Source organism: Hyphomonas sp. (assembly GCF_036964145.1).
Classification (GTDB): Bacteria; Pseudomonadota; Alphaproteobacteria; order Caulobacterales; family Hyphomonadaceae; genus Hyphomonas.
Window position 1 is genome coordinate 62,567 of the sequence record NZ_JBALUC010000004.1, and the last position, 24,044, is coordinate 86,610.

At 61.0% G+C, this 24,044-nt stretch carries 18 protein-coding genes; 5 read left to right on the forward strand and 13 right to left on the reverse strand.

Features of this window, described 5'->3' with window-relative positions; translation table 11 throughout:
* Positions 1-5 precede the first annotated feature (5 nt).
* The 9 genes from V7660_RS12455 to V7660_RS12495 all read right to left on the reverse strand — a co-directional run bounded on the left by V7660_RS12455 (position 6) and on the right by V7660_RS12495 (position 11,479).
* Positions 6-1,187, reverse strand: coding sequence for a thiolase family protein (locus V7660_RS12455; protein WP_335603372.1), 1,182 nt, complete (start codon positions 1,185-1,187; stop codon positions 6-8).
* A gap of 194 nt (positions 1,188-1,381) precedes the next feature.
* Positions 1,382-1,966 carry a glutathione peroxidase gene (locus V7660_RS12460; protein ID WP_335603373.1) on the reverse strand — a complete coding sequence of 195 codons (585 nt, stop codon included), beginning with the start codon at positions 1,964-1,966 and terminating at the stop codon, positions 1,382-1,384.
* 64 nt (positions 1,967-2,030) lie between these two features.
* Entirely contained in the window at positions 2,031-2,393 is a 363-nt protein-coding gene (locus V7660_RS12465; RefSeq protein ID WP_335603374.1) for a DUF1801 domain-containing protein, read from the reverse strand.
* Between the two features lie 9 nt (positions 2,394-2,402).
* A complete protein-coding gene (locus V7660_RS12470) occupies positions 2,403-2,645 on the reverse strand; it encodes a dodecin family protein (RefSeq protein WP_335603375.1) in 243 nt (80 codons plus the stop codon).
* 85 nt (positions 2,646-2,730) lie between these two features.
* Positions 2,731-3,066 (reverse strand): hypothetical protein, encoded by a 336-nt coding sequence (locus V7660_RS12475; protein ID WP_335603376.1) that lies wholly within the window; start codon positions 3,064-3,066, stop codon positions 2,731-2,733.
* A gap of 152 nt (positions 3,067-3,218) precedes the next feature.
* Positions 3,219-5,441 (reverse strand): M13 family metallopeptidase, encoded by a 2,223-nt coding sequence (locus V7660_RS12480; RefSeq protein ID WP_335603377.1) that lies wholly within the window; start codon positions 5,439-5,441, stop codon positions 3,219-3,221.
* A 73-nt stretch (positions 5,442-5,514) separates the two neighbouring features.
* Positions 5,515-8,736, reverse strand: a complete 3,222-nt coding sequence (locus tag V7660_RS12485) for an efflux RND transporter permease subunit (protein ID WP_335603378.1) — start codon at positions 8,734-8,736, stop codon at positions 5,515-5,517.
* Positions 8,733-10,007, reverse strand: a complete 1,275-nt coding sequence (locus V7660_RS12490) for an efflux RND transporter periplasmic adaptor subunit (RefSeq protein ID WP_335603379.1) — start codon at positions 10,005-10,007, stop codon at positions 8,733-8,735. Before V7660_RS12490 ends, V7660_RS12485 begins: the two co-directional genes overlap by 4 nt.
* Before the next feature lie 17 nt (positions 10,008-10,024).
* The gene (locus V7660_RS12495; protein ID WP_335603380.1) at positions 10,025-11,479 is read right to left on the reverse strand and encodes an efflux transporter outer membrane subunit; all 1,455 of its coding nucleotides are present in this window, start codon (positions 11,477-11,479) and stop codon (positions 10,025-10,027) included.
* Positions 11,480-11,688: 209 nt separating this feature from the next.
* Between V7660_RS12495 and V7660_RS12500 the strand changes: the two genes are divergently transcribed.
* Positions 11,689-13,074 carry a sensor histidine kinase gene (locus tag V7660_RS12500; RefSeq protein ID WP_335603381.1) on the forward strand — a complete coding sequence of 462 codons (1,386 nt, stop codon included), beginning with the start codon at positions 11,689-11,691 and terminating at the stop codon, positions 13,072-13,074.
* Here V7660_RS12500 and V7660_RS12505 read toward each other — a convergent pair.
* The gene (locus V7660_RS12505) at positions 13,071-13,376 is read right to left on the reverse strand and encodes a hypothetical protein (protein WP_335603382.1); all 306 of its coding nucleotides are present in this window, start codon (positions 13,374-13,376) and stop codon (positions 13,071-13,073) included. The two genes, V7660_RS12500 and V7660_RS12505, sit on opposite strands and share 4 nt — an antisense overlap.
* A 125-nt stretch (positions 13,377-13,501) precedes the next feature.
* Between V7660_RS12505 and murI the strand changes: the two genes are divergently transcribed.
* Positions 13,502-14,374, forward strand: a complete 873-nt coding sequence (gene murI / locus V7660_RS12510; protein WP_335603383.1) for a glutamate racemase — start codon at positions 13,502-13,504, stop codon at positions 14,372-14,374.
* Here the strand turns inward: murI and V7660_RS12515 are convergent.
* Positions 14,320-15,513: a type III PLP-dependent enzyme gene (locus V7660_RS12515; RefSeq protein ID WP_335603384.1), complete on the reverse strand. Its 1,194-nt coding sequence runs from the start codon at positions 15,511-15,513 to the stop codon at positions 14,320-14,322. The two genes, murI and V7660_RS12515, sit on opposite strands and share 55 nt — an antisense overlap.
* Positions 15,514-15,780: 267 nt before the next feature.
* Between V7660_RS12515 and V7660_RS12520 the strand changes: the two genes are divergently transcribed.
* On the forward strand, positions 15,781-16,881 hold the full coding sequence (locus V7660_RS12520; protein WP_335603385.1) for a substrate-binding domain-containing protein: 1,101 nt from the start codon (positions 15,781-15,783) through the stop codon (positions 16,879-16,881).
* Here the strand turns inward: V7660_RS12520 and V7660_RS12525 are convergent, their stop codons facing one another.
* Positions 16,882-17,988 carry a glycosyltransferase family 4 protein gene (locus V7660_RS12525; protein WP_335603386.1) on the reverse strand — a complete coding sequence of 369 codons (1,107 nt, stop codon included), beginning with the start codon at positions 17,986-17,988 and terminating at the stop codon, positions 16,882-16,884.
* 224 nt (positions 17,989-18,212) lie between these two features.
* Between V7660_RS12525 and putA the strand changes: the two genes are divergently transcribed.
* A complete protein-coding gene (putA, locus tag V7660_RS12530; protein WP_335603387.1) occupies positions 18,213-21,347 on the forward strand; it encodes a bifunctional proline dehydrogenase/L-glutamate gamma-semialdehyde dehydrogenase PutA in 3,135 nt (1,044 codons plus the stop codon).
* An 11-nt stretch (positions 21,348-21,358) separates the two neighbouring features.
* On the forward strand, positions 21,359-22,228 hold the full coding sequence (locus V7660_RS12535; protein ID WP_335603388.1) for a DUF3298 and DUF4163 domain-containing protein: 870 nt from the start codon (positions 21,359-21,361) through the stop codon (positions 22,226-22,228).
* Positions 22,229-22,242: 14 nt separating this feature from the next.
* On the opposite strand, the gene V7660_RS12540 is transcribed toward V7660_RS12535, so the two are convergent.
* Positions 22,243-23,961 (reverse strand): hypothetical protein, encoded by a 1,719-nt coding sequence (locus tag V7660_RS12540; protein WP_335603389.1) that lies wholly within the window; start codon positions 23,959-23,961, stop codon positions 22,243-22,245.
* Positions 23,962-24,044: the final 83 nt, after the last annotated feature.

The following is a 24,044-nucleotide window of genomic DNA, read 5'->3' on the forward strand; positions in this document are numbered from 1 at the left end:
GACCCCTAGTAGCGTTCCAGCGCCATGGCGATGCCTTCGCCGCCGCCGATGCAGAGGCTGGCCATGCCCTTCTTGAGGCCGCGGTCTTCCATGGCCGCGAGCAGGGTGACGATCAGACGGGCGCCGGAGGCGCCGATCGGGTGACCCATCGCGCAGGCGCCGCCATTCACGTTCAGTTTTTCGTGGGGAATGCCCATTTCCTTCATGGCGATCATTGGCACGACCGCAAAGGCTTCGTTGACTTCCCAGAGCTCGACCTCGTCGATGCTCCAGCCGGCTTTTTCGAGCGCCTTCTTCATGGCGGGCACAGGGGCCGTCGTGAAGTATTCCGGCTCGTGGGCGTGGCTGGAAGACGAGACAATCTTGGCCAGCGGGGTCAGGCCGCGCTTCTTGGCTTCAGACTCGCGCATCAGGACGATGGCGGCGGCGCCGTCGGAAATGGCGGATGCGTTGGCCGCCGTGACTGTACCGTCCTTGGAAAAGGCCGGGCGCAGGGTCGGAATCTTTTCAGGCATCGCCGTGCGCGGCAGTTCGTCCGTGTCGACCACCGTCTCACCCTTGCGGGTCTTGATGGTGACCGGCGCAATCTCGCGCTTGAACTTGCCTGACTTTGTTGCGTTCTGGGCGCGGCTCAGCGTTTCCAGCGCATAGGCGTCCTGTTGCTCGCGGGTGAACTGGTACTCCCCGGCGATCATGTCAGCGAACTGGCCCATGGGGCCGCCCTTGTAGGCGTCAGACAGGCCGTCGAGCGCCATATGGTCTTCGGCGTTCATGGTGCCGTATTTGTGACCCTTGCGGACATTCAGCAGGTGAGGGGCGTTGGTCATGGATTCCATGCCGCCGGCGATCACGATATTGGCGTCGCCTGCGAGGATGGCGTTACGGCCCATGACGGCGGCCTGCATGCCGGATCCGCACATCTTGTTGATCGTCGTGGCTTCGAGGCCCTTGTCCTGGCCCGATTTGAAACCGGCCTGACGGGCAGGGGCCTGGCCCTGGCCCGCGGGAAGGCAATTGCCCATGATGATTTCATTCGCTTCGCCTGGCGACAGTTTCGCTTCGCTGACGGCCTTTTCGATGGCGATGGCGCCCAGTTCGCTGGCTGTCAGGCTGGCAAGGTCGCCGAGCAGGCCACCCATGGGCGTGCGGCCCATACCGACGATGACGACGGGATCTTGTTCAGACATGGAGTTTCCTTCCGCTAGAGTTTTTTTGCAGGTGCGAACACAAAGCGCGTCCGGGCCGGACTCGTCAAGGCCGCTGAATGGCGCAATCAGGGCAAATATTACCGTCACGCCGCATGTCGCACGTTGACAGGGGTTCGTATCCGTCGTCCGGGCCGCGCTGCGGGGAGATCATGCCACGTTCGGGCTGGTCGAACTCAGCTGCCGAGTGCAGCTTCGATGTCGGCCATCAGCGCTGCGTCGGACGGGGTTGTGGCCGAGGGATAGGCCTTGAGCGGTGTGCCATCGCCTGAAACCAGGATCTTGTGGAAGTTCCATTTCGGTTGCGCGGCGTCGCCAAGGGCGTCCACGGCGTTCAAGTAGAACGGATGTTCGTCAGCGCCTGTGACGGCGTATTTCTTCGTTAGTGGAAACGTGACGCCGAAATTGAGTTTGCAGAACGTCTGGACGTCTTCTTCAGTGCCCGGCTCCTGACCCCCGAAATCGTTCGAGGGGACGCCGACAATGACAAGGCCCTTGTCCTTTTTCGCCTCATAGAGCGCTTGCAGGCCTTCATATTGCGGGGTGTAGCCGCATTTGGAGGCTGTGTTGACGACGAGGACCGCCTTGGCGTCCAGCGCTGTCAGGTCGAGGGGCTTGCCGTCAATGCGGGTGAATTGCGTGGCCGTCATGGAAGAGGTCTCCGGGGCAGGGGCTGACTGGGCCTCGGCTCCCGGCAAACAGGCGGCAGCAGTGAGCGCGAGGCAGGACGCGGCCAGGGCCGCAACGAGGGATTGGCGCATCGGGCACGCTCCTGTTGCATCTGGTTCCAGATGATAGGGCGTTACGCGCGGCTGTCACGCATTCTTATCGAACGCGTCGCGGATGGGCGGTGTCCAGCCGGATCGCGTCTTCGATAATGCGGTCGAGGCCCTCATCGACTTCGTCGAGCGACCGGATTTTCACATGCCGCAGGGCCTTGCCGGTGCCTTCAATCCGGGCCGGATGAGACGGGGCGAGTTCGGCGCCATAGAAAAGCTGCAGATTGCAGCGGTCCTTGTGCGCGGCGATCGAGAAAATTCTCTCCCGCCCGCTCCAGCACGGAAAGCCCCAGGCGAGCTTGCAGGTCAAATCGGGACCTGCAAGCTGAATACGCGCGCGCAGGCTTTCCGCTATTTCGCGCTGGGCAGGGTCAAGGTTCGAAAACCAGGTTTCGACATCCTTGGCCACACGCGGCCTCTATTTCTTCTTGGCGCGGGAAGCCTTGTCAGCTGCCTTGGGCGGCATCACTTCGAAGGTCATCTGGAGGTTCACCCGATACTTTTCGATCTTGCCGTTCTTGATCGTGGTGTACATCTCGTTGACATAGGCCGAAGCGAGGCCTTTGACCGTGGCGTCAAAGCGCGTGACGGCAGTCTGAATCGCATCCTCGAAGGATTTGGTCGATTCCGACATGATCTGTTCTGATTTCATGATAGCCATTATGCGTCCCTTTCCTAATGGAAGTGCATTGAAGACCTTTCAGGGCCTCATGCCAAGGGAGCGAATGGAATCGGTGGGGGCGGGCCTATATGCCCACAAGTTCGAAGCCGGCTTCGGATCCGTTTTGCCAGACAACCCGGGCAAGGCCCTGCAGGCCAACGCCCTTGGCGTGAAGCGTCACGATTTCCGGCATGCCCTCATTCGTTGGAAAACGAAGGCGGACACCGGAATCGGAATGGTCAAGAACGATACCGCGGCGGGTATAGCCGGACTCGTACACGATATTGGCTTCACGATAGACGGAGGCACGAACAGGGCGCGGACGCTCCTTGGTGGGGATAACCATCTGCTCAACACGCGCGGCAGCAGGAGCCTCGGGCTCGGGCTTAAGTGGCTTGAACAGGCGGTTGAGGAGTTTCATTTTGGGCGGCATTCCTTGTTCACAGAAATCATTGCAACTGCCGTGCCAGACCCGGCTGTACAGTGACGATATACGCACACTTCTTCAGAACAAGTAAAGAAGCAGCGCCCTCAAGCGCTGCTTCTGTAATATACATTACGGTTTACGTCTGTTTACCAAATTCGGATGCGTTGTTCCGGCGGCAGATACATGGCGTCGTCTTCCGTAACGTCAAAGGCATCGTACCATTCCGACAGGTTCCGGACGACGCCATTCACCCGGTAAACCGGCGGAGAATGGGGGTCGGTCAGCAGCTGGCGGCGGGTTGCTTCCTCACGATACTTCGACCGCCAGACCTGAGCCCAGGCAAGGAAGAAACGCTGGTCACCGGTCAGGCCGTCGAGAACGGGGGCTTCCTCATCTGCGCTGATGGTCCCATCGCCATTGTCATCCAGGCTCAGCTTGTAGGCCTTGTAGGCCATGGAAAGCCCGCCCAGATCGCCGATATTCTCGCCGAGGGTCAGGGCGCCATTTACACAGGTCTCGCCTTCATCCAGCGGACAGAGGGCGTTGTACTGATCCACGAGGGCGCCGGTCTTGCCTTTGAAATTCGCGTCATCCTCGGCGGTCCACCAATTGCGGAGCGTGCCGTCTCCGTCGGATTTCGCGCCCTGGTCATCAAAGCCGTGTCCCATTTCGTGGCCGATGACCCCGCCAATGGCGCCATAATTGACGGCCGGGTCTGCGGTCAGGTTGAAGAAGGGAGGTTGCAGGATGGCAGCGGGGAAGACGATCTCGTTCCGGTTCGGCGAGTAATAGGCATTCACCGTCTGGGGCAGCATGAACCATTCCGTCTTGTCGATGGGCTGGCCAAGCTGTGAGATCATGTCTTTCCATGCCCAGTCATTCACTGCCATCGAATTGGCGAAGGCATCCGGGCCGACATTCAGGTCTTCATAGGTCTCGAAATTCTCGGGATACCCGATCTTCGGCGTAAACTTGGCGAGCTTGTCATGGGCTTCGGTCTTGGTTTCCTCGCCCATCCAGTCGATTTCATCGAGATTGCTGGCCATGGCCGCGCGGAGGTTCTCGACAAGGTCGTCCATTGCGGCCTTGTTCTCGGTCGGGAAGAAACGCTCGGCATAGACCTTGCCGACGGCTTCGCCGACAGAGCCCTCAACCGTGGAGACGGCCCGCTTCCAGCGCTCGCGCTGTTCCTCGGCGCCGCCCAGCGTCTTGCCATAGAAGTCAAAGGACGCCTCATCGAGGCGGCGCGGCAGGACATCCGCATGGTCGATCAGGAAATGCGCCGTCAGGTAAGCCTTCCAATCCTCCAGGGAGGCGGTCTGCATGATCTCGAACAGGCCGCCGATGCCGCCGCCCGAGACTTTCTCGACCTGTTCAGGGGTCATGCCGTTCTCTTCGATTTCCTCGGCGGTCGGGGTCACCTGACGCACAACGAATGTATCTTCGCCGTTCAGGCCAAGGTCCATCAGCATGGTGGCCACCGGGAAGTCACCGGCGAGTTGTTCCAACTCTTCGCGGCTCATCTTGTTGTAGGTGAGGTTGCGATTGCGGCCTGCAGCGCGATCCCAATGGGCTTCGGCGATGCGGGTTTCGAGCGCGATCACGCGGTCTGCCGCCGCTTCGGCATCCTCATGACCGGCTTCGGTCAGCAGGCTGACCAGCATGGCCTTGTAGGCGGCGCGGATTTCGAGGTTCTTCTCGCTGTCATCGAGATAATAGTCGCGATCCCCGATGCCGAGACCAGCCTGGGTCACATAGAAGATGTACTGGTCCGTCTGCTTGGAATCGACATCCACCCAGCCCGCAATAGGGGAGGCATAGCCGGTGGCGGCGAACACTTTGGCGAGATCTTCCCGGCTGGAGATGCCATTGATCTTGCTGAGATAGGGCGTTGCCGGTGTCAGGCCGGCGGTCTCGATCCCGCTTGTATCCATATAGGCGTTGTAGACGGACGCGACCTTGCCTTCGAGCGTGGCCGGGTCGGGCTCGGCCTCGGCGAGTTCCTGAATGATGTTGAGCACGCGCTGTTCGGATTTCTCCGCGAGCAGGGTGAAGGCCCCGTAGCGGGTGCGATCACTCGGGATCACAAAACTGTCCAGCCATTTGCCATTGGCATAGGCATAGAAATCCTTGCCGGGCTCAACCGACTCGTCGCGCAAGGTCAGGTCCACGCCCCAATCGCCCCAATAGTCGGCTGCGGACAGTTCCAGACCTTCCGGGGTGACATATTTGCCGTCTTCATTGGGCGTCGTGGCAGAGGTCGAGGTTGCTTCTGCAGGCTCTGCGGGCTGGCCGGCCTCTTCAGTGGCCGATGGGCCGCAGGCAGCGAGAAGGGCAATGGTCGCTGCCCCGAGCATGAGTTTTTTCATTTTCAGTCTCTCCAGTGGTATGAATGGAGCCCGGCACCGTTTCCGGGCGGGCTTCCATCAAGTTGGGGTCATCTTATTCGGCAGGCGCCATTGGGCCAAGCCCGCTATCCTGGCTGGTGCCGATCAATTCATCCTCATCAATCGTCACTTCGCCGCTATAGGTCTCACCGATCTGGCGGAAGGGCTTGCCGCCCCAGGTCCAGCGGAACACCCGGCCAATCTCCACGCCCACCGCATAGAGGGCAGGGACCATCAGCAGCGAGACGAACAGGGCGAAGGCCACGGCAGCGCCGAGCGAGACGACCATCGGTTTCAGGAATTGCGCCTGCACGGATTTTTCCGCGATCAGTGGCAGGATGCCGACAAAGGTGGTGACGGAGGTCAGCAGGATCGGACGGAAGCGCGAGACGCCGCCATCGACCAGGGCCTGAACCGCGCCAGCGCCTTCATCTCGCCGTCGGTTCACATAATCAATCAGGACGAGGTTGTCGTTGATCACAACGCCCGCGGCTGCGGCAATCCCGAAGAACGAGAACATGGCCATCGGCGTATCGAAGAACCAGAGGCCGAACACGGCGCCGCAATAGGCGAAGGGCAGGGCCATCATCAGCAGGATGGGCTGGGCGTAAGAGCGGAAAGCGACCGCCAGCAGGATATACATCGCCCCAATGGCGATCAGGACAAGGCGTCCCACTTCTTCCATGAATTTCTGTTCTTCTTCATAGCCACCGGCCATGCCGCGTTCGACATCCGGGAACGTCTTTTCAAACTCGGGCCAGAAATTCTGGTCCATGGACGCCATGATCTGACCCCGGCCGCCATCGCCCAGCACTTCTGCATAGACAGAGACAGACCGTGTGCGGTTGCGTCGGATGATGCGGTTGATGCCCGGAGCGTAGTCGAAATTCGCCACCTGGGTCACGGGGATTTCGCGGCCATCAGCTGTACGTACGCGGAGGGAGTTGAGGCTGTCGAGATCTTCCCGTGCCGCTTCCGGCAGGCGCACCATGACGCGGACGTCTTCCCCGTCTCGGGGCAGGCGCTGGGCCTCTTCGCCATAATAGGCCTGACGGACCTGCTGGGTAACGCTGGCCAGCGTGATACCGAGCGTTTCCGCGCCCGGCTTGAGCGAGATACGGATCTCCTCGGCGGCGGAGGAAAGGTTGTCGCCAATGTCATAAGCGTTGGCATAGGTTGCGAGGTGTTCCTTCACAGCCGCTGCAGCTTCGCGCAGGCGGTCGAGATCCTGATGATTCAGGGCAAAGCGAACGCCGCTCTGTTCATCATTGAAGGTGAAGTCGAAATTGATTTCCTCGGCATCCTGGATCTCGCCGACATTGTTGCGCAGCTGTTCGGCGATGTCCTTCGACCGGAGGCCGACAGGCCGCTCTTCCGGGGGCAGGACACCGATCCAGGCATTGACCCGGGTGCCGGACGCGACCACGGCGGCGTCCTTGATGAGACCGCCATCGATTTTTGGATATTGCTGGATCGATTCCGCCATTGTCACGTCGATACCGGCTTGCAACTGGTCACGGATCTGTTCCAGCCGGGAGTAGGGGGTACCGTCGGGCATTGCGATCTCGACACTGACAAGGTCAGCTTCGATTTCCGGCATGAATTTGAAGGGCACGATGCCCATGCCCGTCACGCGGGTGGCCAGGAAGAACAGGCAGAAGAAGAAGACAACCGTCGCATAGCGATAGCGGATCGCCATTTCCAAGGTCGGCTTGTAGAGATTGTTGGCGAACCAGAGCAGGCTGTCAGCGATCGTGTGCTGTAGTTTGAGCAGCTTGCCGGATGGGCCTTCGAAGGACTGGCGCTTCATGTGCGACAGGTGGCTCGGCAGGATCAGCATGCATTCAATGATCGAGAAGATCAGGGCCGCGACCACGACGAAGGTGATCTGCTGGGTGAACATCCGGGTCGGCCCGGAAATGAAGGCCCAGGGCAGGAAAGCGATGATCGTGGTGAGAACCCCGAAAACCACCGGCTTGAGAACCAGTTGTGTCCCGACGATCGCAGCGTCCAGGCCTTCGCGTCGCCCACTCTCGATTTCCCGGTGGATATTCTCCCCGACTACGATGGCGTCATCGACGATCACGCCAATCACGAGCAGCACGGCGAAGGTCGAGAGAATGTTCCAGGACACGCCAAAATAGGGGAGGAGCAGGATGCCGCCCGCGAAGGCGGTGATGATGCCCACCGTCACCCACAGGGCAACCGTCGGACGCAGGAACAGGATCAGGACGAGCATGACCAGGATGGCCCCGGTCAGGGCCGATTGCTGGATCAGGTCCATACGTGCGTTGAACGCTTCGGAATCGTCATACAAGATGTCGATCCGCACGGCCTCCGGGAGGATGCCGTTGGATGGATCGTTGGCGCGCTCGATATATTCCTTGATGCTGTCCGTATATTCGACAATGTGCATCGTGTTCGGCTGGGGCACCTGCACGAACACAGTGGGCTCATTATTGTAGGTGGCCTTGAACTTGTCGGTGGCGAAGCCGTCATCAATGGTCGCCACATCGGACACGCGGACCGTGCCCTGTTCCGTTGACTGGCGGATAATGATGTTGCCGAATTGCTCGGCCGTGTCCGCCAGCTGGCGCGACGTGATGGAAACATCCCCGGTGGAGGATTCGATCCGGCCGCCGGACGAGTTCAGGGATGACTGGCGGATGGCTGTTGCCACATCACTGAAGCTGAGGCCGTAGCGGCGCAGCTGTTCCTCGGAAACCTCGATATTGACCTGTTCGTCGATAACCCCGCCGAGTTGGGCCAGTTCGCCGCCGGCCAGATTGGCAATGTCATCCCGGACGTCATCTCCGACACGTCGCAGGGTGCGCGCATCCACATTTCCGTGGACCGACAGGCCCATATAGTTGTTGCGTTGTTCCCAACGGGTGACTTGCGGCTGGAAAGCGGCTTGCGGAAGATTGTTGATCTGGTCGACGCGGATTTTCACATCGTCCAGGAACTTGTCCATGTCGATGTCGTCGCGGCCCTTGATGTTGACCACGCCCAGACCTTCATTGGCGATGGAGGTGATACGGTCGAGGCCGTCAATGTCGGCGACCGCTTCCTCGATGCGCGTGACGATCTGGTCTTCGACATCCTGAGGGGAGGCACCGTTCCATGTGACGGCAACAGAAGCGCCGGTAATATTCACCACCGGAAACATTTCCTGTTCCATCTTGGTGTAGCCGAAGACGCCGCCCGTGAAGGCCACAATCATCAGCAGATTGGCGGCGACGGCATTACGCGCGAACCAGGCGACGATCCCGCTCATTGGGCCGCTCCTTCACCCTCAGTCGACGCAATTGCGGCGGGTTCGCCACTGGTGCTGGAGGATTCCTCGGAGCGTTTGGGCTCATAGACCTTGATGGTGCCGTCTTCCATGCGCTGCATGACCGTGATGCTCATGCCTTCGAACGGGGCCTGGATCGGGCTGGTGATGGCCAGTTCGCCGGGTTCAACCCCGGAGGAAAGATACGCCCCGTCAGTGTCGGAATAGATCAGCTTCACCTGGCGAATGGCCAGCTTGCCTTCATCCGGCAGACCAACAAACAGGCGGTCATCGCCGCGAAGCGCGCCGCGCGGAGCGATCAGCACGTTTTCCAGCGTCTCGCCCTGAATGATGGCGTTCACGAACAGGCCGGGGGCCATGGGCGCATCGCCATCGGCACCGGCCCCATACGGATCTTTCAGCTCGGCGATCACGTTGATCTGGCGAGTTTGGGAGTTCACTGCGGCCGCCGTGCGCACGACCTGGCCATGCCATTCGCGCTCAATGCCGCCAACAGTGGCCCGGAAGGTCACGTCCGGACCGGGGCGTTCGGTGCTGGAGCTGAAGGCCAGGGGCAGGCCAAGGCGTCCCATTTCGGCGTCCTTGAGGGGCAGGGCGACTTCAACCACATCGTTGGCGAAGATCTGGCCAAGGGACTGGCCGACCGAGACGACCTGGCCGATATCGACATTGCGCTCGCGCACACGGCCGGCAAACGGCGCGTAGACGGCGGTGCGGTCGAGCGCGAGCTGGGTATCTTTCAACTGGGCCTTGGCGGATTCAAGCGCGGCGCGGGCACCGGCCAGCTGTGGCTCCCGCCGGGCGAGGGGAGAGGCGTCGGAGATGCCGAGATCCTCAATATCCTGGCGGGCAAGTTCGGCTTCGGCTTCCTCAAGCGCAAGGGCTTGCTCTGCGCTGGCCACGGTGGACTGGGCGCGCACAACGGCCAATTCATAGTCAGCCGCTTCGACGCGGACGAGCAATTGGCCCTTATTGATGAAGCCGCCATCAATGAAGTCTGGCGAAACATACGAAATGCGTCCGGAAATCTGGGGCGCGACGATGATTTCGCGCCGGGGCTTCACTTCCCCCTGGGATTCAACCACCAGCGTCAGGTCGCCCTGACGAACCGGTTCGGCAAACACGTTGAGACCCGCCCGGGCTTCTTCGGCCTTTTCGGGCTGAGGCTTGATCGCGGACAGGGCGAAGACGCCGCCGACGCCGACCACGGCGAGGATCCCAATCGGAACCAATACTGAAATGACGCGTCCCATGACTTATTCTCCTGCCACTATTCTGCGGCGTATTCTTGCGGATCTTGTGGTGTGGTCGAGGCAGTCTGAACAGGCAGGCCGCCTCCAAGGGCGAGATGATATGAAATCCGGTTTGAGGCGCGCGTGGCACGCGCGGAAACCAGTTGGCTCTCGGATGTGAGACGCCGGGTCTGGGCATCGATCAGATTGAACACGGTGATCGTACCACTTGTGTACTGGCGCTCGGCCAGCTCTTCGGCAAGGCGGGCCTCTTCCAAGGCGCGCATTTGCGCATCTTCCTGTTGAGCAAGATAGGTATCCGCCGCGATGGCGTCTTCCACTTCGCCCCAGGCGGTCAGGGCCGTGCCGGCATAGCTAGCAATCGCTGCTTCGGCCTGGGCCACAGCCGCATCGCGCTGGGCATCAAGGCGTCCGCCCGTGAACAGGGGCTGGACGAGACTGGCCACAAGGCGGGCGGCGATGCGTTCCGGGTCGACCATGTCGGCAAATTCGGACTCGCTGGTCGAGATTGAGCCGGTGAGACGCAGGGCCGGCAGCATGGCGAGACGGGCCTGTTCGGCCCGCAGGCCAGCGGCCACGATGCTGGCTTCGGCGCTGGCAACATCCGGCCGGCGCGACAGCAGAAGCATCGGATTGCCTTCTGCGACAAGGGTTTCGAGGATCGGCAGGTCGGCCGTGGCCTCGATTTCGGTGGCCGGATACCGGCCCAGCAGGATTTCGAGCCGGCGGGCGGCTTCCCCGGACAGCTGGCGCCGCCGAGCAATTTCTGCTTCGGCGCCGGCAAGGGCGCTGCGGGCGGTGCGGACGTCCAGGGCTTGGGCAAGACCGCGCTGGAAGCGGCGCTCAGTCAGCATCCGGACCCGGTCACGTGCTTCATAGGTCAAGATCGCCACGCGTTCCTGCGCCAGGGCGGCGTTGAGATTGATCCAGGCGATCGCGGTCTGGGCGGCGACGGAGAGTTCCGCGGCAGCGAGATCAGCTTCACTTGCGGCCAGATCAGCTTCAGCAGCGGCCACGTCGCGTCCGAGCCGGTTCCAGAGATCGGCTTCCCAGCTGGCATCGAGGCCAAGGCCGTAGATACCGTCTGTGGTGCGGTCCAGATCACTGCCGACTTCGAATGCATTGGAGGTGACGCCCGTGCTGACCGAGGCATCAAGGCTCGGCAGGCGTTGTGAACGCGCCGTACGAATCGAGGCTTGTGCGGCGCGCACGAGGGCGGCGCGGGATTCCAGGGTCGGGCTGTTGGCCAGGGCTTCGCGCACGAGATTTTCCATGATCGGGTCGTCAAACTGACTCAGCCAGTCCCCGGTGGGGGCCTGTCCCGCAACGCCGACGGAGGCCCAATCGGTCGGAGCCTCTGGCGCAACAGCAAAAATCTCCTCGCGGTTACCGCTCACGCCGGGAAGATTTGCCTGCGAGGATGCGCAGGCTGCAATAATTACCGGGGCTAATAGTAAAATTGATCGTGTCATGCCGTCGGCAACGCTCCCTTTTCCAGACGTCGGATACGCCCGCTCTATTCGACTGTCAATGATAAATTATCGTTTTTCAATAATTTTCTAAAGTTGCACAAAAACCGCGTTTGCAAGTGATAAGCTCTGAGGGGCTTGGCATAAGTCTGGTTGCGTATTAGCGGCTTCAGAACCTGATGTCTTCGGGCAGTTTGTTAATGGGAGCGTGAATGAGCGAAGGCATGTCAGCCGACGCAAAACAGTCCACTCGCAGCGCCCTGTCCCGGCGCGCGAGAGACTTCATCACGCTTGTCTGCTGCTTCGGGTTCATCCTGTTGCTGATGTGGATTACCGGCGCGATCGGACTGATCGAAGCGATCACGGCCTTGCTGGTGGCCATGTCCATTGCGACCGCCATCTTTGTCGGGACAGCCACGATCCTGCCGCTCAGCCCGCGGCTTGCTGTTGAGCCGACGCAGGTTCAGTCAAATATCCAGGAATCTGCCATTCTTCTGGATGCCTTGCCGCTTCCGGCTTTCGAGATCGACGACGAACAGCGGATCGTCACGATGAATGAGGAAGCCGAGTTCATCCTGAGGCTCGATGGCCGCGTGAATCCGCGCGCCAGTACGGTCATCCGGTCACCAGGCCTGTTGTCGGCCATCGAAAACGCCATCAAGACCGGCACGGTCGAACCGATGGTCGTGGAGGTCGAAAGCGGCCCAGACGAGACCTGGCGGGCGCATGTCTCCCGTCCTGGCCGGGCCCGGCGCACACTGGTCGTGCTGGAAGACCTGACTCCGGTGCGCCGCGCCGCGCGGGCACGGTCGGACTTCCTCGCCAATGCGAGCCACGAACTGCGCACGCCGTTGACGGCGCTGTCCGGCTTCATCGAGACGATGCGGGGACCTGCCAAGGATGACAAGGACTCCTGGGATCGCTTCCTCGCCATCATGGCGGGCGAGACCGAACGCATGTCCCGGTTGATCGCGGACTTGCTGTCCCTGTCACGGATTGAATCTTCCGAACATGTCTCGCCGCGCGAACGCGAGGAATTCCGGGATATCGTCTCGGACGCCACACATGCCTTCAGCGCCATTGCGGCGGAGAAGGGGGTGCGGCTGGTGGTGCAATCGGATGAAGGGCCCATGCCGGTCATCGCGCACCGGGACGAGATGATCCAGGTGGTGGAAAACCTCGTTTCAAATGCCCTGAAATATTCAAAAGAGGGCGGGCAGATCACCCTCAGTTTCGGCATGGCCTCCGGTATGGCAGACGCACGCCTGAAAGCCGGGCAGACCTGGGCCAGCAGCGAGCGCATGACCCTGTTGCCCGCCGCAAGCCGACCGGGCACGCAGGAGCGCGCCATATGGATGCGGGTCGAGGATCAGGGGCCGGGCATTGAGCGCGAGCATCTGCCGCGCCTTGGTGAGCGTTTCTATCGCGCCGATCAGAGCCGGGGGGGCAAGATCACCGGCACGGGGCTCGGGCTGGCCATTGTGAAACACATCATGGCCCACCATCGCGGGGGATTTTCGGTCGAGACGCGGATCGGTGAAGGCACGGCCTTTGGGGTCTGGTTGCCTGCCGTCCGCGAAGACGGCCAGTCGGACTAGCCAGCGGTACGCCCGCGGCGGGCCATATCAAACCAGTCAGTCGCCATATTGCCGGGCATGGCATGCATGTCATGGAACCAGTTGGGCAGATTCTGAAGGGCGCCGGCGGTGTCTTCCCAGCGGCGAAGATTGACGTCTGCTGCAATCTGGAAAGCGTCGCGCAGCTTGTCCTCGGTCATGGGGGCAGCGACGCCCATGGGGGCCATCATTGACATGCTTTTTTGAGCGGCAATCAGGGTTTCCAGCGTGGCGGCTGTCAGGGACAGGCTCGCGCGCCAGGGAGTTAGCCAGAGATCAAGCATCGCTTTTTTCCTCACATTTCACAAACATAGATAGTGCGTCTTGTTGCGCTGCACAACAAATCCCGTGCCAAGGCGCGTTTCATGCCCTGTTTCCGACACAGGGGAATGCGACTAGGATTTCCACAATGCCTGCTGACTCCCTCCCACCGAATTTTGTGCCCTCACCTGCGCGGGGCAGGGTGCTGGTGTTTGATTCCGGCATGGGGGGGCTGACGGTTGCGGAGGAAATCCGCGCGCTGGGTCCGGCGCTGGGCATCCATTATTCGGCGGATTCCGCCTTTTTTCCCTATGGCGACAAGTCCGATGAAGCCCTCACGGCGCGGCTGCCCGCTGTGGCCAAGGCGCTGTGCGACCGGGTCAGGCCGGATGTCTTCGTGATCGCCTGCAACACGGCATCGACGCTGGCCCTGCAGGAAGTGCGCGCGGTTCTGGACATTCCCGTCGTCGGCACGGTGCCTGCGATCAAGCCGGCTGCCCAGCTGACCCAGACCGGAACGGTTGGCTTGCTGGCAACGCCGGGCACAGTCCGGCGGGCCTATACGGCAGACCTCATTTCAAATTTCGCCCGCGACATAGAGGTCGTGATGCATGGCAGCATCGAACTGGTGAAGCTGGCCGAAGCGCATGCGCGCGGCGAGGATCTTCCGATCAAGGCATTTGAGGCGGCGCAGGCCCCCTTGTTCGAGGCGCCGGGGGGTGACCGGATCGATACGGTCGTGCTGGCCTGCACGCATTTTCCGCTGGTGCGGGCACAATTGGTCGCCAGTGCGCCACGGCCTGTCAGCTATGTGGATTCAGGGGCGGCGATTGCGCGCCAGACCATCCGTGTCTTGCCGCCCGAGAGTGAGGCGCGCGGGATTGGCGGACATGCCTGGCTGACGTCTTCGCCTGAAGACGTGCCGGATCTGGCGCTCGTCCTCAGGCGTTACGGGTTTCCAAATGTTCAGCGGGTACCGGAGGCACCAATCGAGATCACTTCCGCGCCGACCGCATTGTAGAGGCTCGGCCAGGGGGCGTCGTGAACGCGGGCCACCAGGGTTTCGCCAAAGCCGTTGAAGCGGCTCGACATGGCCCGGCCATAGGCGCCGAGATTTCCAAACTCCAGATAGTCGCCTTCCGACAGGCCGGCCGGCAGCCAGACCTTGGCCGGAAACTTGTCCGTGGAATCGCAGGTCGGGCCGTAGACGGTGTATTCGACGAGGCGTCCGAGCGTGCGTCCGTCGCTTGGCAGGGCCCGCATCGGGAACGACCAGCGCTCGTGAACCGCATCATAGAGGGCGCCATAAGAGCCGTCATTGATGTAGATCGCGTCGTCCTTGACCAGTTCGACCCGGGCAAGGAGGCTTTCGGATTCTGCAACCAGCGCACGACCGGGCTCACACCACAACTCTGCGTTTTCAAGAACATACATGTTCTCGAAGGCCTGCTCGACCATGGCGGCATAGTCCTCCAGCGAGGGCGGTGGATTGTCCGCATAGATCGACGGGAAGCCGCCGCCGACATCCACGATGTCGACCGTGACGGAGGCCGCGATGATGATGCGTGACACGTCTGCCATGGCCGTCCACCATGCGGTCGGCTTCATGGCCTGGCTGCCGACATGGAAGGATACACCGAGTTCGTCCGCATAGCGGCGCGCTTCACGCAGGATTTCGGTGGCGTCTTCGGCGCTTGCGCCGAACTTGCCAGCCAGGGGCAGGGCGGCCCCGTCACAGGACACGGCAATCCGCACAATGATCGTGAGGTCCTTGGCGTAGCCGGTTTCCTCGAGGATCTTGTGCAGTTCCTGCATCGTGTCGGTCACGAAGATGCGCACGCCGAATTCGTGATAGGCGCGCTGGATCGCCCGGCGGTTCTTCACCGGGTGCAGGAACGCCATGCGGGCGCCTGGGAATTTGCGATGGATCAGTTCGATCTCCGGCAGGGAGGCCGTGTCAAAGCTGCGCACACCAGCATCCCACAGGGCTTCGAGCACATGCTCGCCCGGGTTCGCCTTCACGGCATAGAACGGCTCGGCCGGGAAAGTATCCCGGAACCATTTTGCCGCTGCAGTGACCCGCTCAGGACGGAAGCACCACACAGGCAGATCGGGTTGCTCGTCGGCAACAATATTATAGGGAGTAGCATAGGAGTGCATGACACCTAACCTCCAAAGGGCTTTTAACCAGCTTTGGGCGTTAGTACAGGGGGCCCCCAGTTTAAGGGTTGGCCCAGATGTCCGCCACATCGATTTCGAGACGGGCATGTAGGAGACTCTTTTCAGGCATGCAAGCAAAAATTTCGGGCAGCCTGAGATTTTTGTCACCGACACATCACATTGAACGGATAGGGACCATGTTCTATGGGCAATGGGCCGGGTGCCCGACGCCCGCTCAACAGATGTTTCCGCCGGAGCCATGAACGTATGACAGCCAGATTTGGCAGTATCCTTGCGGCCTTCGTGCTGGTCTGCGCAGCCGCCTGCGGGCGCACCGACCTGTCCGAGCTTGAAACCGGCGAGGTGATTCCGCCGCCGCCGGTCAGTGCGGACGGGACGCAGAAAATCCGCATTGTCGGCTCGTCCACGGTGGCGCCCTTTGCAACGACGGTGGCAGAGCGGTTTGGCGCGACGACGCGCTATCCGACGCCGATTGTCGAGACGACCGGCACAGGCGGCGGCTTCAAGACCTTCTGCCAGAAGATCGGGCCGGACCGCCCCTCTATTTCGGATGCCTCCCGGATGATTACCGAGAGCGAACAGGCCCTGTGCGCCGGCAATGGCATTACCGAGATCACCGCCCTCTCGGTCGGGTATGATGGCATCGTGCTGGCCAATGCCCGCCAGGCGCCGCTGCTGGACCTGACCAAGGAGCAGGTATTCCTGGCGCTTGCCGCGCACGTACCAGACGGAAAAGGCGGCTTTCAGCCCAATCCCTACAAGAACTGGTCAGAGATCAGCCCAACCCTGCCGGATGAGCCCATCATGGTGCTCGGGCCGCCGCCGACTTCCGGCACGCGGGATGCCTTCACCGAACTCGGTATGGAGCCAGGAGCTTTAGCCCTGCCGGAGCTGGTCGCCCTGAAACAGGCCGACCCTGACGCGTTCAAGCTGCGCACGCACACGATCCGCACCGACGGGGCCTGGATCGATCTTGGCGAGAATGACACGGCCATCATCCAGTCCCTGATCAAGACGCCGACCGCCGTGGGCGTGCTCGGTTATTCGTTCCTTGAGCAGAATGGGGACCGAGTAAAGGCGGCGCATCTGGACGGTGTGCCGGTGACGTTTGAAGCCATCGCGTCCGGCGAATATGGCCTGTCGCGCAGCATGTATATCTATGTAAAGGACCAGAATTTGCCACTGGTGCCCGGACTGGCGGAATTCGTGAAGGAGTTCGTGTCTGACCGGGCCATGGGACCGGATGGCTATTTGCTTGAAAAAGGCCTGATCCCGCTGCCGGACGATCTGCGCGAAGCCCAGCAGGAGATTGCCGAACACCTCCAAGCCAAGGGCGCGCGCAAATAGCTACAGGGTTGGAAGCGTCGGCTTCTTTCGCCGACGGAGCCGGATCTTCTGCCAGAAGCGTTTGCGGGCCGGGGCCGGCAAGGGCTGCAAATTCTCGATGAAGGCTTCGGCGCAGGCCCGCCAGCTATAGGTTTCGGCATATGCGCGGCAGATCTCGCGGCTGAGCGAGAGGCAGGCCACCGCGCCTTCGGCAAGGTTGCCGCCGATGGGGGTGATCGTGCCCGCATCCGATCCCGGGATCACATCCCGCGGGCCGGTGGCGTCATAGGCGGCCACGGGTGTGCCCGAGGCCATGGCTTCCAGCACGACAAGGCCAAACGTATCGGTCACACTTGGGAAGACGAAGACATCCGCGCTGGCATAACAGACCGCCAGCTCTTCATTGAACTTCGCGCCGAGGAAAACGACGTCCTTGTAACGCTTCTGGAGTTCTTCGCGCTGCGGGCCGTCGCCGATGATGACTTTCGTGCCCGGCAGGTCCAGTTCGGCAAAGGCTTCGATGTTCTTTTCCACGGCGACGCGGCCGACATTCAGGAAGATCGGGCGGGGCAGGCCTTCGAACGGGTCGCCCGGCTGGCCTTCCTCGATCCGGCGGTCGGGATTGAACATCTCCGTGTCCACGCCCCGGCTCCAGGCGACGAGATTGATGAAGCGCTGGGCCTCCAGTTCCTCCACCATAGAGGGCGTCGGCACCATGACCTTGCCGGAATATTTGTGGAACCAACGCACGAAGGAATAGCCGGCCCGGGTGGGGATCGGCATGCGTGCGGAAACATATTCCGGGAAGCGGGTGTGATAGGCCGTCGAGAAGGGGTGTTTCACCGTCAGGCACATGGCGCGACCCGCCATGCCGAGCGTGCCTTCGGTCGCGATATGGATCGCATCGGGCTCGAATTCGTGAAACCGGTCTTCGATCCGGCGCCTGGCAAACAGGGCCAGCTTGATTTCCGGATAGGTCGGCAGGGGCATCGTCCGGAATCCCTGGCCGGGATGGACGATCTCCCAGACATGGCCCATCGCCTCTGTCTCTTCGATCACGCGCTTCATAGTGCGCACGACGCCATTGACCTGAGGGTCCCAGGCGTCGGTTACGAGCATGATGCGCATGAGCGCTCCTTCAACAGCCCCAGCAGTCGGGCGCAATGTGGCCGTGTTGGCCCACTGCGTAAAGAGGCCAGCCTGCGTTGAACTTCTCTCGCATCAGGTCATTTGAAAAGATATAGATAATCCTGAAGAGGTGCTGATCGGGGCAGGACTTACCCGGTTTTCGCCATTCTGGCTGACAATTGATCCCATGCCTTCTGGCTCACACTTATCGGACCGATACCTTTATGGCTGACACGCTCGCACTCGACAAAATTGACTGGCACTCGCTCGACCGGATCAAGTTTGCGGATGAGGAGGCCTTGCTGGAAGATTTGCTCAAGCAGGTGCCTCTGTCCGACGATCTGAGGCAGGCCACGATGCGGCGGGCGCTGGAACTGGTCGAGACCGCCCGGGCACGCGGGCGTGACAAGGGCATGATGGAGAGCTTCCTGGAGGAGTTCGGCCTGTCAAATGCCGAAGGTCTCGCGCTGATGTGCCTGGCCGAGGCTTTGCTGCGGGTTCCCGATGCCGAGACACGGGACGAGCTGATCGCCGAGAAAATCCGCTCCGGCGACTGGAGCGCGCATCAGGGGCAGTCGGAATCCTGGCTGGTCAATGCCTCCACCTGGGGGCTGATGTTGACCGGGCAGGTGATCGGGGTGCCGGCCAGCCTGAAGAAGGGGCCGGCCAGTTTCATCCAGGGCCTGATCCGCGAGAGCGGCGAGCCGGTGATCCGCGCCGCCATGATGCAGGCCATGCGGATCATGGGCGAGCAATTTGTCCTTGGACGTACCGTGAAGGACGCCCAGAAACGGGGCCGCCGGATGGTCAAGGCGGGCGACGCGGCGCATTTCAGCTTCGACATGCTGGGGGAAGGAGCCCGCACGGCCGATGACGCCGCGCGGTATCTGAAAGCCTACCAGAATGCCATTGATGGCGTCGCAGCCGAGAAAGACAAATCCACCGCGCCGGAGCAGGGCAATGGCGTGTCCGTCAAACTCTCTGCGCTCCATCCCCGCTATGAGGCGGTGAACCGGGCGCGCATCATGGATGAGATGTATCCGTCCGTACTGGACCTATGCGAGCGGGCGGCGAGGGCGAACATCAATCTCTGTCTCGATGCAGAGGAAGCTGACCGGCTGGTGCTGAGCCTGCAAATTCTTGAGCGATTGGCCCGTGAGCCGTCCCTGAAAGGATGGAATGGACTGGGTCTTGCCGTACAGGCCTATCAGAAGCGGGCAGGCGAAGTGATCGAGCGGCTGAAAGAGCTCGCCGAACAGACCGGCCATCGCTTCATGGTGCGGCTTGTGAAGGGCGCCTATTGGGACAGCGAGATCAAGCACGCCCATATCGAGGGCTATCCCAATTTCCCGGTCTTCACGACCAAGGCGGGGACGGATTTCAATTATCTGGCGTGTGCACGCCAAATGCTGGAAGCCAGGGACGCCATCTATCCGCAGTTTGCCACGCACAATGCGCATTCGGTGGCAGCCATTGAGCTGTTGGCGGAGGAAGTCGGAAACGCTGCATTCGAATTCCAGCGTCTGCACGGCATGGGGGAGGCCCTTTATGGCGCGGCCGGGCTTGGCCGCCGGGTGCGGGTCTATGCCCCGGTCGGCGCGCACAAGGATTTGCTGCCCTATCTCGTCCGGCGCCTGCTGGAGAATGGGGCGAATACGAGTTTCGTCCACTCCTTCCTTGATCCGGACGTGCCGGCTGAACACGTTGTCGCCGATCCTATCGTCAAGGTAGAGGTCGGTCCCCGGCGCCATCCGCGTATCCCGACGCCCCCACGTCTTTACGGCGCCGAACGTCGCAATTCCTCCGGGCTCGACCTGAGTCAACGAAGCGTGCGCGAGGACATGGCCGCCGCGATCAGGAGCTTCCGCGATAGCCCGGCCATTGCGGCGGGGCCGATTGTTTCAGGAAAGGCCGTTTCCGGCGGCGGCGATATGGTCCGTGTCCCCTTCGATACAGAAACCGTTCTCGGCAGTTGCCGGGAGGCGCAGGAGGGTGACATCGACAAAGCCCTGACCGCCGCCACCAAATTCCAGCCTGGCTGGGATGAGTTGGGCGGCGCGGAACGCGCCAAGCATCTGCGCGCCATGGCTGATGTGCTCGAAGAGAACGCCGAGCGCCTGATTGCGCTGATGGCCCGCGAAGCAGGAAAAACATTGCCTGACGGGATCGCGGAAGTACGAGAGGCCGTCGATTTCTGTCGCTACTACGCCATGCAGGCTGAAACGGACTTCACGACGCCGCAGAAGCTGCCTGGGCCGACCGGCGAAACCAATCATCTGTCCCTGCATGGGCGCGGCGTCTTCTGCTGCATCAGCCCGTGGAATTTCCCTCTGGCCATCTTTACGGGCCAGATCGCGGCAGCGCTTGCGGCAGGGAATGCCGTTGTGGCCAAGCCTGCCGAGCAGACGCCCCTGATTGCCTTCGAGGCGGTCAAACTGTTCCAGAAGGCTGGCCTGCCGGTTGATGCGCTGCATCTGTTGCCGGGCGGGGGTGAATCCGTCGGCGCCAAGCTGATCAGAGATCTCCGTGTGTCCGGGGTTTGTTTCACCGGCGGCACGGTGACGGCGCGCATCATCAACAAGACCCTGGCGGACCGCGATGGCCCGATCATTCCGCTGATTGCAGAGACGGGCGGCCTGAACGGCATGTTCGTCGACACTACGGCGCTGCGTGAGCAGGTGATTGATGACGTGATCCAGTCGGCGTTCGGCTCTGCGGGCCAGCGCTGCTCGGCGCTTCGGATTGTGTTCCTGCCTGAAGATACGGCAGATCACTTGATCGAGGGCCTGATCGGCGCAATGGATGAATTGAACATTGGCGACCCGGGTCTGCCCTATACTGACCTTGGCCCGGTCATCGACGCGGAATCCCGCGCCTCCCTGCAAGCCTATGTCCTGACCATGAAGGATGAGGCCAAGCTGTTGCACCAGATTTCTGCCGGGCAGATCGGGGAGACGGGCTATGGTTTCGGACCCGCGCTGCTGGAACTGAAATCCATCGACCAGATTTCCGAGGAGAAATTCGGCCCTATCCTGCATGTTCTGCGGTACGATCCGGACGATATTACCGAGGTTGGCTCAGCCCTTAAAGCCAAGGGCTACGGGCTTACCTTGGGCGTGCATTCGCGGCTTGAAAGCTTCCAGCGCGAGGTCCGCGAGGCTTGCCCGGTGGGGAATACATACGTGAATCGCTCAATGACCGGCGCGGTTGTGGGTGTGCAGCCCTTTGGCGGGGAAGGGCTCTCCGGCACCGGACCGAAAGCCGGTGGACCCCACTACTTGCATCGTTTTGCAACTGAGCGCACCCTGACGGTGAACATCACGGCGCAGGGCGGGGACGCCGAACTGCTCAGCCTGTAACGGAGGTCCGCATGAAGAAACTTGTTCTGGCAGCGCTGACAGGGGCGCTGGTACTGACGGCCGGGTGCCAGAAAAAGGTGCGGGACCTTTCCGATGTGAGTGAGACGTCGGGCGATGCGGACAGCGCAGGCGGCGAAGAGACGACCGTCGATGTCGCGGCGATTGCGTCGGTGGACGACCTTCCGCGCGAGATCATTGTCGATGAGGATTATCTCAAGGCCGAAGTGACAATCGACGAGGCCGTATTCTCCAAGGCGCCCGCCCTTGGCATGGATCTGGTCGAGAATGCGCAAATCCGTATCGAAGCGATGACTGCGGATGCGCAGGAATACCAGAAAGCGGACCCGAGCTATTTTCGTCCCTATGGCCTGCGGATCAAATGGGGGATTGTCGCCGAGGCCGGCAATATCGTGAGCTTGGAAGGCTTCCATTACACTTTCACCGGCGGCGCGCATGGCAACTATTTTACCGCGGGGCGCCTCTACAATGGAGTGACCGGCGAGCCGATGCGGCTCAGCGCGTTCCTGCACGAACCACAGGCCGCCATTCAGGGGCATATGGACACGGTCTGGAGAGAAATTGCCCGGCAGAAAGTGAAGAAGAGTGGAAACGTATCAGACCTCGAGCGTTTCCGGAGCGAGGCGATGGAACTGGTCAGTGCGGACATGGTGCTGGCGAGCGAAGTGAATTTCGTGCCCTCAGACGTACCGAACAGGTTCGGCGGATACACCATTCATTTTGCGCCCTATGATATCGGCTCCTACGCCGAAGGCGCGTATCATGTCACGATTCCGCAATCGAAATTTCGGGATGCGATGAAACAGCAATATCTGGCGCTTTTTGATGGGGAGCCGATGACAGTCGAAAGGCTCGGTGAATAAGACTCCGCCAGCACCTACTCGACCGTATCGTGATCAATCTTCAGGATTCGCAGGCGCGAGGTGCGTTCTTTCTGAATATCTTCAAGGCCTGGCCAGTCTCCGCCGGAACTCAGACGCGCGTATAGTGGCGCGATTTTCGGATCCGCATCATTTTCAGGGATAACGCACACGGCAATATAGTCATAGGGTTCCAAAGCTTGGCGCCGTAGCTCTGTATCCGTCAGAATAAATGTCCGGAAAATGCGTTCCATCCCCGGCGATGCGCGGTGAAATTGAAGAGCTGCAAGCCTATGGGGTGATCCGGAACTCTGGATGTGATCTGCCAGCGTGAGCGAGAGGCCGAACGGGGCTGCAAATCGTGAAGGCGGCAGTGTGTCCACCAGGGACAGATCTCCGCTCAGGCAGGTATCCCCCCTCATATAGTCAATCATGGAGAGCGAGCGGCCCTGCGGCTTCACAAATATCTGGAACGACAGGAACAGCGCGATGGGGGCTGCCAAGGCAAGCATGAGTGGGCGGAGGGTTTCAGACTGACGTAATTTGTCTACGACCAATGGGATAAAGAGTGGGAGGAGGGCAGCAGGAAACCTGTAATTCCGCATCTGCCACGCTGTCAGAATGACTCCCAGGCTCGCAATGAGCAGGAGCAGGAAGACTTCAGGACGTTGACCTTTCACGCTCTGCCAAGCCACAATTACCAGCGTGATGAGCGCCAGGAAAATGAGCGTGAACATTTGCTCGCCATAGGAGAAGGCCGTGATCGGATCCTTCTCCTGCATCACATGGTCCAGCCAATAGGTATGGGCTGTCTCATTGACCATGGGGTAGGGGCCAGCATGGCACTCCGGAAAAGCCAGCCATAATCCCGCCAGCACAATGATGCCTCCGCCCATGAGTATCGCCATGCGGGGCAAGGGAGATTCCCATCCTGCCCATCGCCAGACGAGTGCCGAGCCCGCGCCTAGAATCCCACCTGCCGCTAGCGCGCTGACCCATGGCGCGGACAGCGCATCGCAATGGGTTTGGAAAATGGTATTGCCATTCAGCAGCAATCCCACAGGAAGCGTGAGCACAACAAGCGTAATGCATGTCCAGACGAATTTCCGGGGCATGTGTGATTGCGGCTGCATGGCGCCGAGGATGGCGAGACCGCCCAGCCCAACCGCAATATAGGGCGCACACTCCAACCCAACTGCGACCGACAGGATACTGGAGATTCCGATAAGGATTCCGGCATGGCGATGCGGCGAAATAATGCCCAGGCAAAAGGCGAACAGCAAGACCATCTGGACATTGTGATGGTCAATTCGGTTCGGCATGAATTCGAGAATGGCAAAATATGATGCCACGACCGAAATGGCGAGCACCCGGAGTCCCGGCGTCTTCCCCCGGATTTCCCGGATCAGATTTACTCCCAGCCATGCATACGCAACGAGCCAAAGCGGCGGCACGATGAAGCGTGCAACCGCGAAGGCGGTGTCCTGTCCCAGCGCAGGCTGGAAGAGCCAGGTGACAAGGACATAAGGAAGATCAACCAGACGCGACCAGGGTGAGACATAGGGACCGGGCATGGCAAGGAAGGGCCAGGTCAGATCGTACCAGTCATCATCTGCGAGCAGGTCTGTTATCTGAAGCCGACGGGCGAAATCGTCCACGCTCTGGACTGCGCTGCCATTTATTGCGTCGAATCCCAGCAGGCAAATCGCAGTGGTCAGGAAAACAGCCATCGGCAAGAGGGATGCAAGCCTCTTGTTCTTACGCGTATGATCCAGCCCCATAGCCTCGAAACTCCCCATTGCCTCCGGGGAGTAGACTA

Bases quoted from the DNA above. Each gene is read 5' to 3' on its own strand.
- V7660_RS12455 (WP_335603372.1), bottom strand. From the start codon at position 1,187: ATGTCTGAACAAGATCCCGTCGTCATCGTCGGTATGGGCCGCACGCCC.
- V7660_RS12460 (WP_335603373.1), bottom strand. From the start codon at position 1,966: ATGCGCCAATCCCTCGTTGCGGCCCTGGCCGCGTCCTGCCTCGCGCTC.
- V7660_RS12470 (WP_335603375.1), bottom strand. From the start codon at position 2,645: ATGGCTATCATGAAATCAGAACAGATCATGTCGGAATCGACCAAATCC.
- V7660_RS12475 (WP_335603376.1), bottom strand. From the start codon at position 3,066: ATGAAACTCCTCAACCGCCTGTTCAAGCCACTTAAGCCCGAGCCCGAG.
- V7660_RS12480 (WP_335603377.1), bottom strand. From the start codon at position 5,441: ATGAAAAAACTCATGCTCGGGGCAGCGACCATTGCCCTTCTCGCTGCC.
- V7660_RS12485 (WP_335603378.1), bottom strand. From the start codon at position 8,736: ATGAGCGGGATCGTCGCCTGGTTCGCGCGTAATGCCGTCGCCGCCAAT.
- V7660_RS12490 (WP_335603379.1), bottom strand. From the start codon at position 10,007: ATGGGACGCGTCATTTCAGTATTGGTTCCGATTGGGATCCTCGCCGTG.
- V7660_RS12495 (WP_335603380.1), bottom strand. From the start codon at position 11,479: ATGACACGATCAATTTTACTATTAGCCCCGGTAATTATTGCAGCCTGC.
- V7660_RS12500 (WP_335603381.1), top strand. From the start codon at position 11,689: ATGAGCGAAGGCATGTCAGCCGACGCAAAACAGTCCACTCGCAGCGCC.
- V7660_RS12505 (WP_335603382.1), bottom strand. From the start codon at position 13,376: ATGCTTGATCTCTGGCTAACTCCCTGGCGCGCGAGCCTGTCCCTGACA.
- murI (WP_335603383.1), top strand. From the start codon at position 13,502: ATGCCTGCTGACTCCCTCCCACCGAATTTTGTGCCCTCACCTGCGCGG.
- V7660_RS12515 (WP_335603384.1), bottom strand. From the start codon at position 15,513: ATGCACTCCTATGCTACTCCCTATAATATTGTTGCCGACGAGCAACCC.
- V7660_RS12520 (WP_335603385.1), top strand. From the start codon at position 15,781: ATGACAGCCAGATTTGGCAGTATCCTTGCGGCCTTCGTGCTGGTCTGC.
- V7660_RS12525 (WP_335603386.1), bottom strand. From the start codon at position 17,988: ATGCGCATCATGCTCGTAACCGACGCCTGGGACCCTCAGGTCAATGGC.
- putA (WP_335603387.1), top strand. From the start codon at position 18,213: ATGGCTGACACGCTCGCACTCGACAAAATTGACTGGCACTCGCTCGAC.
- V7660_RS12535 (WP_335603388.1), top strand. From the start codon at position 21,359: ATGAAGAAACTTGTTCTGGCAGCGCTGACAGGGGCGCTGGTACTGACG.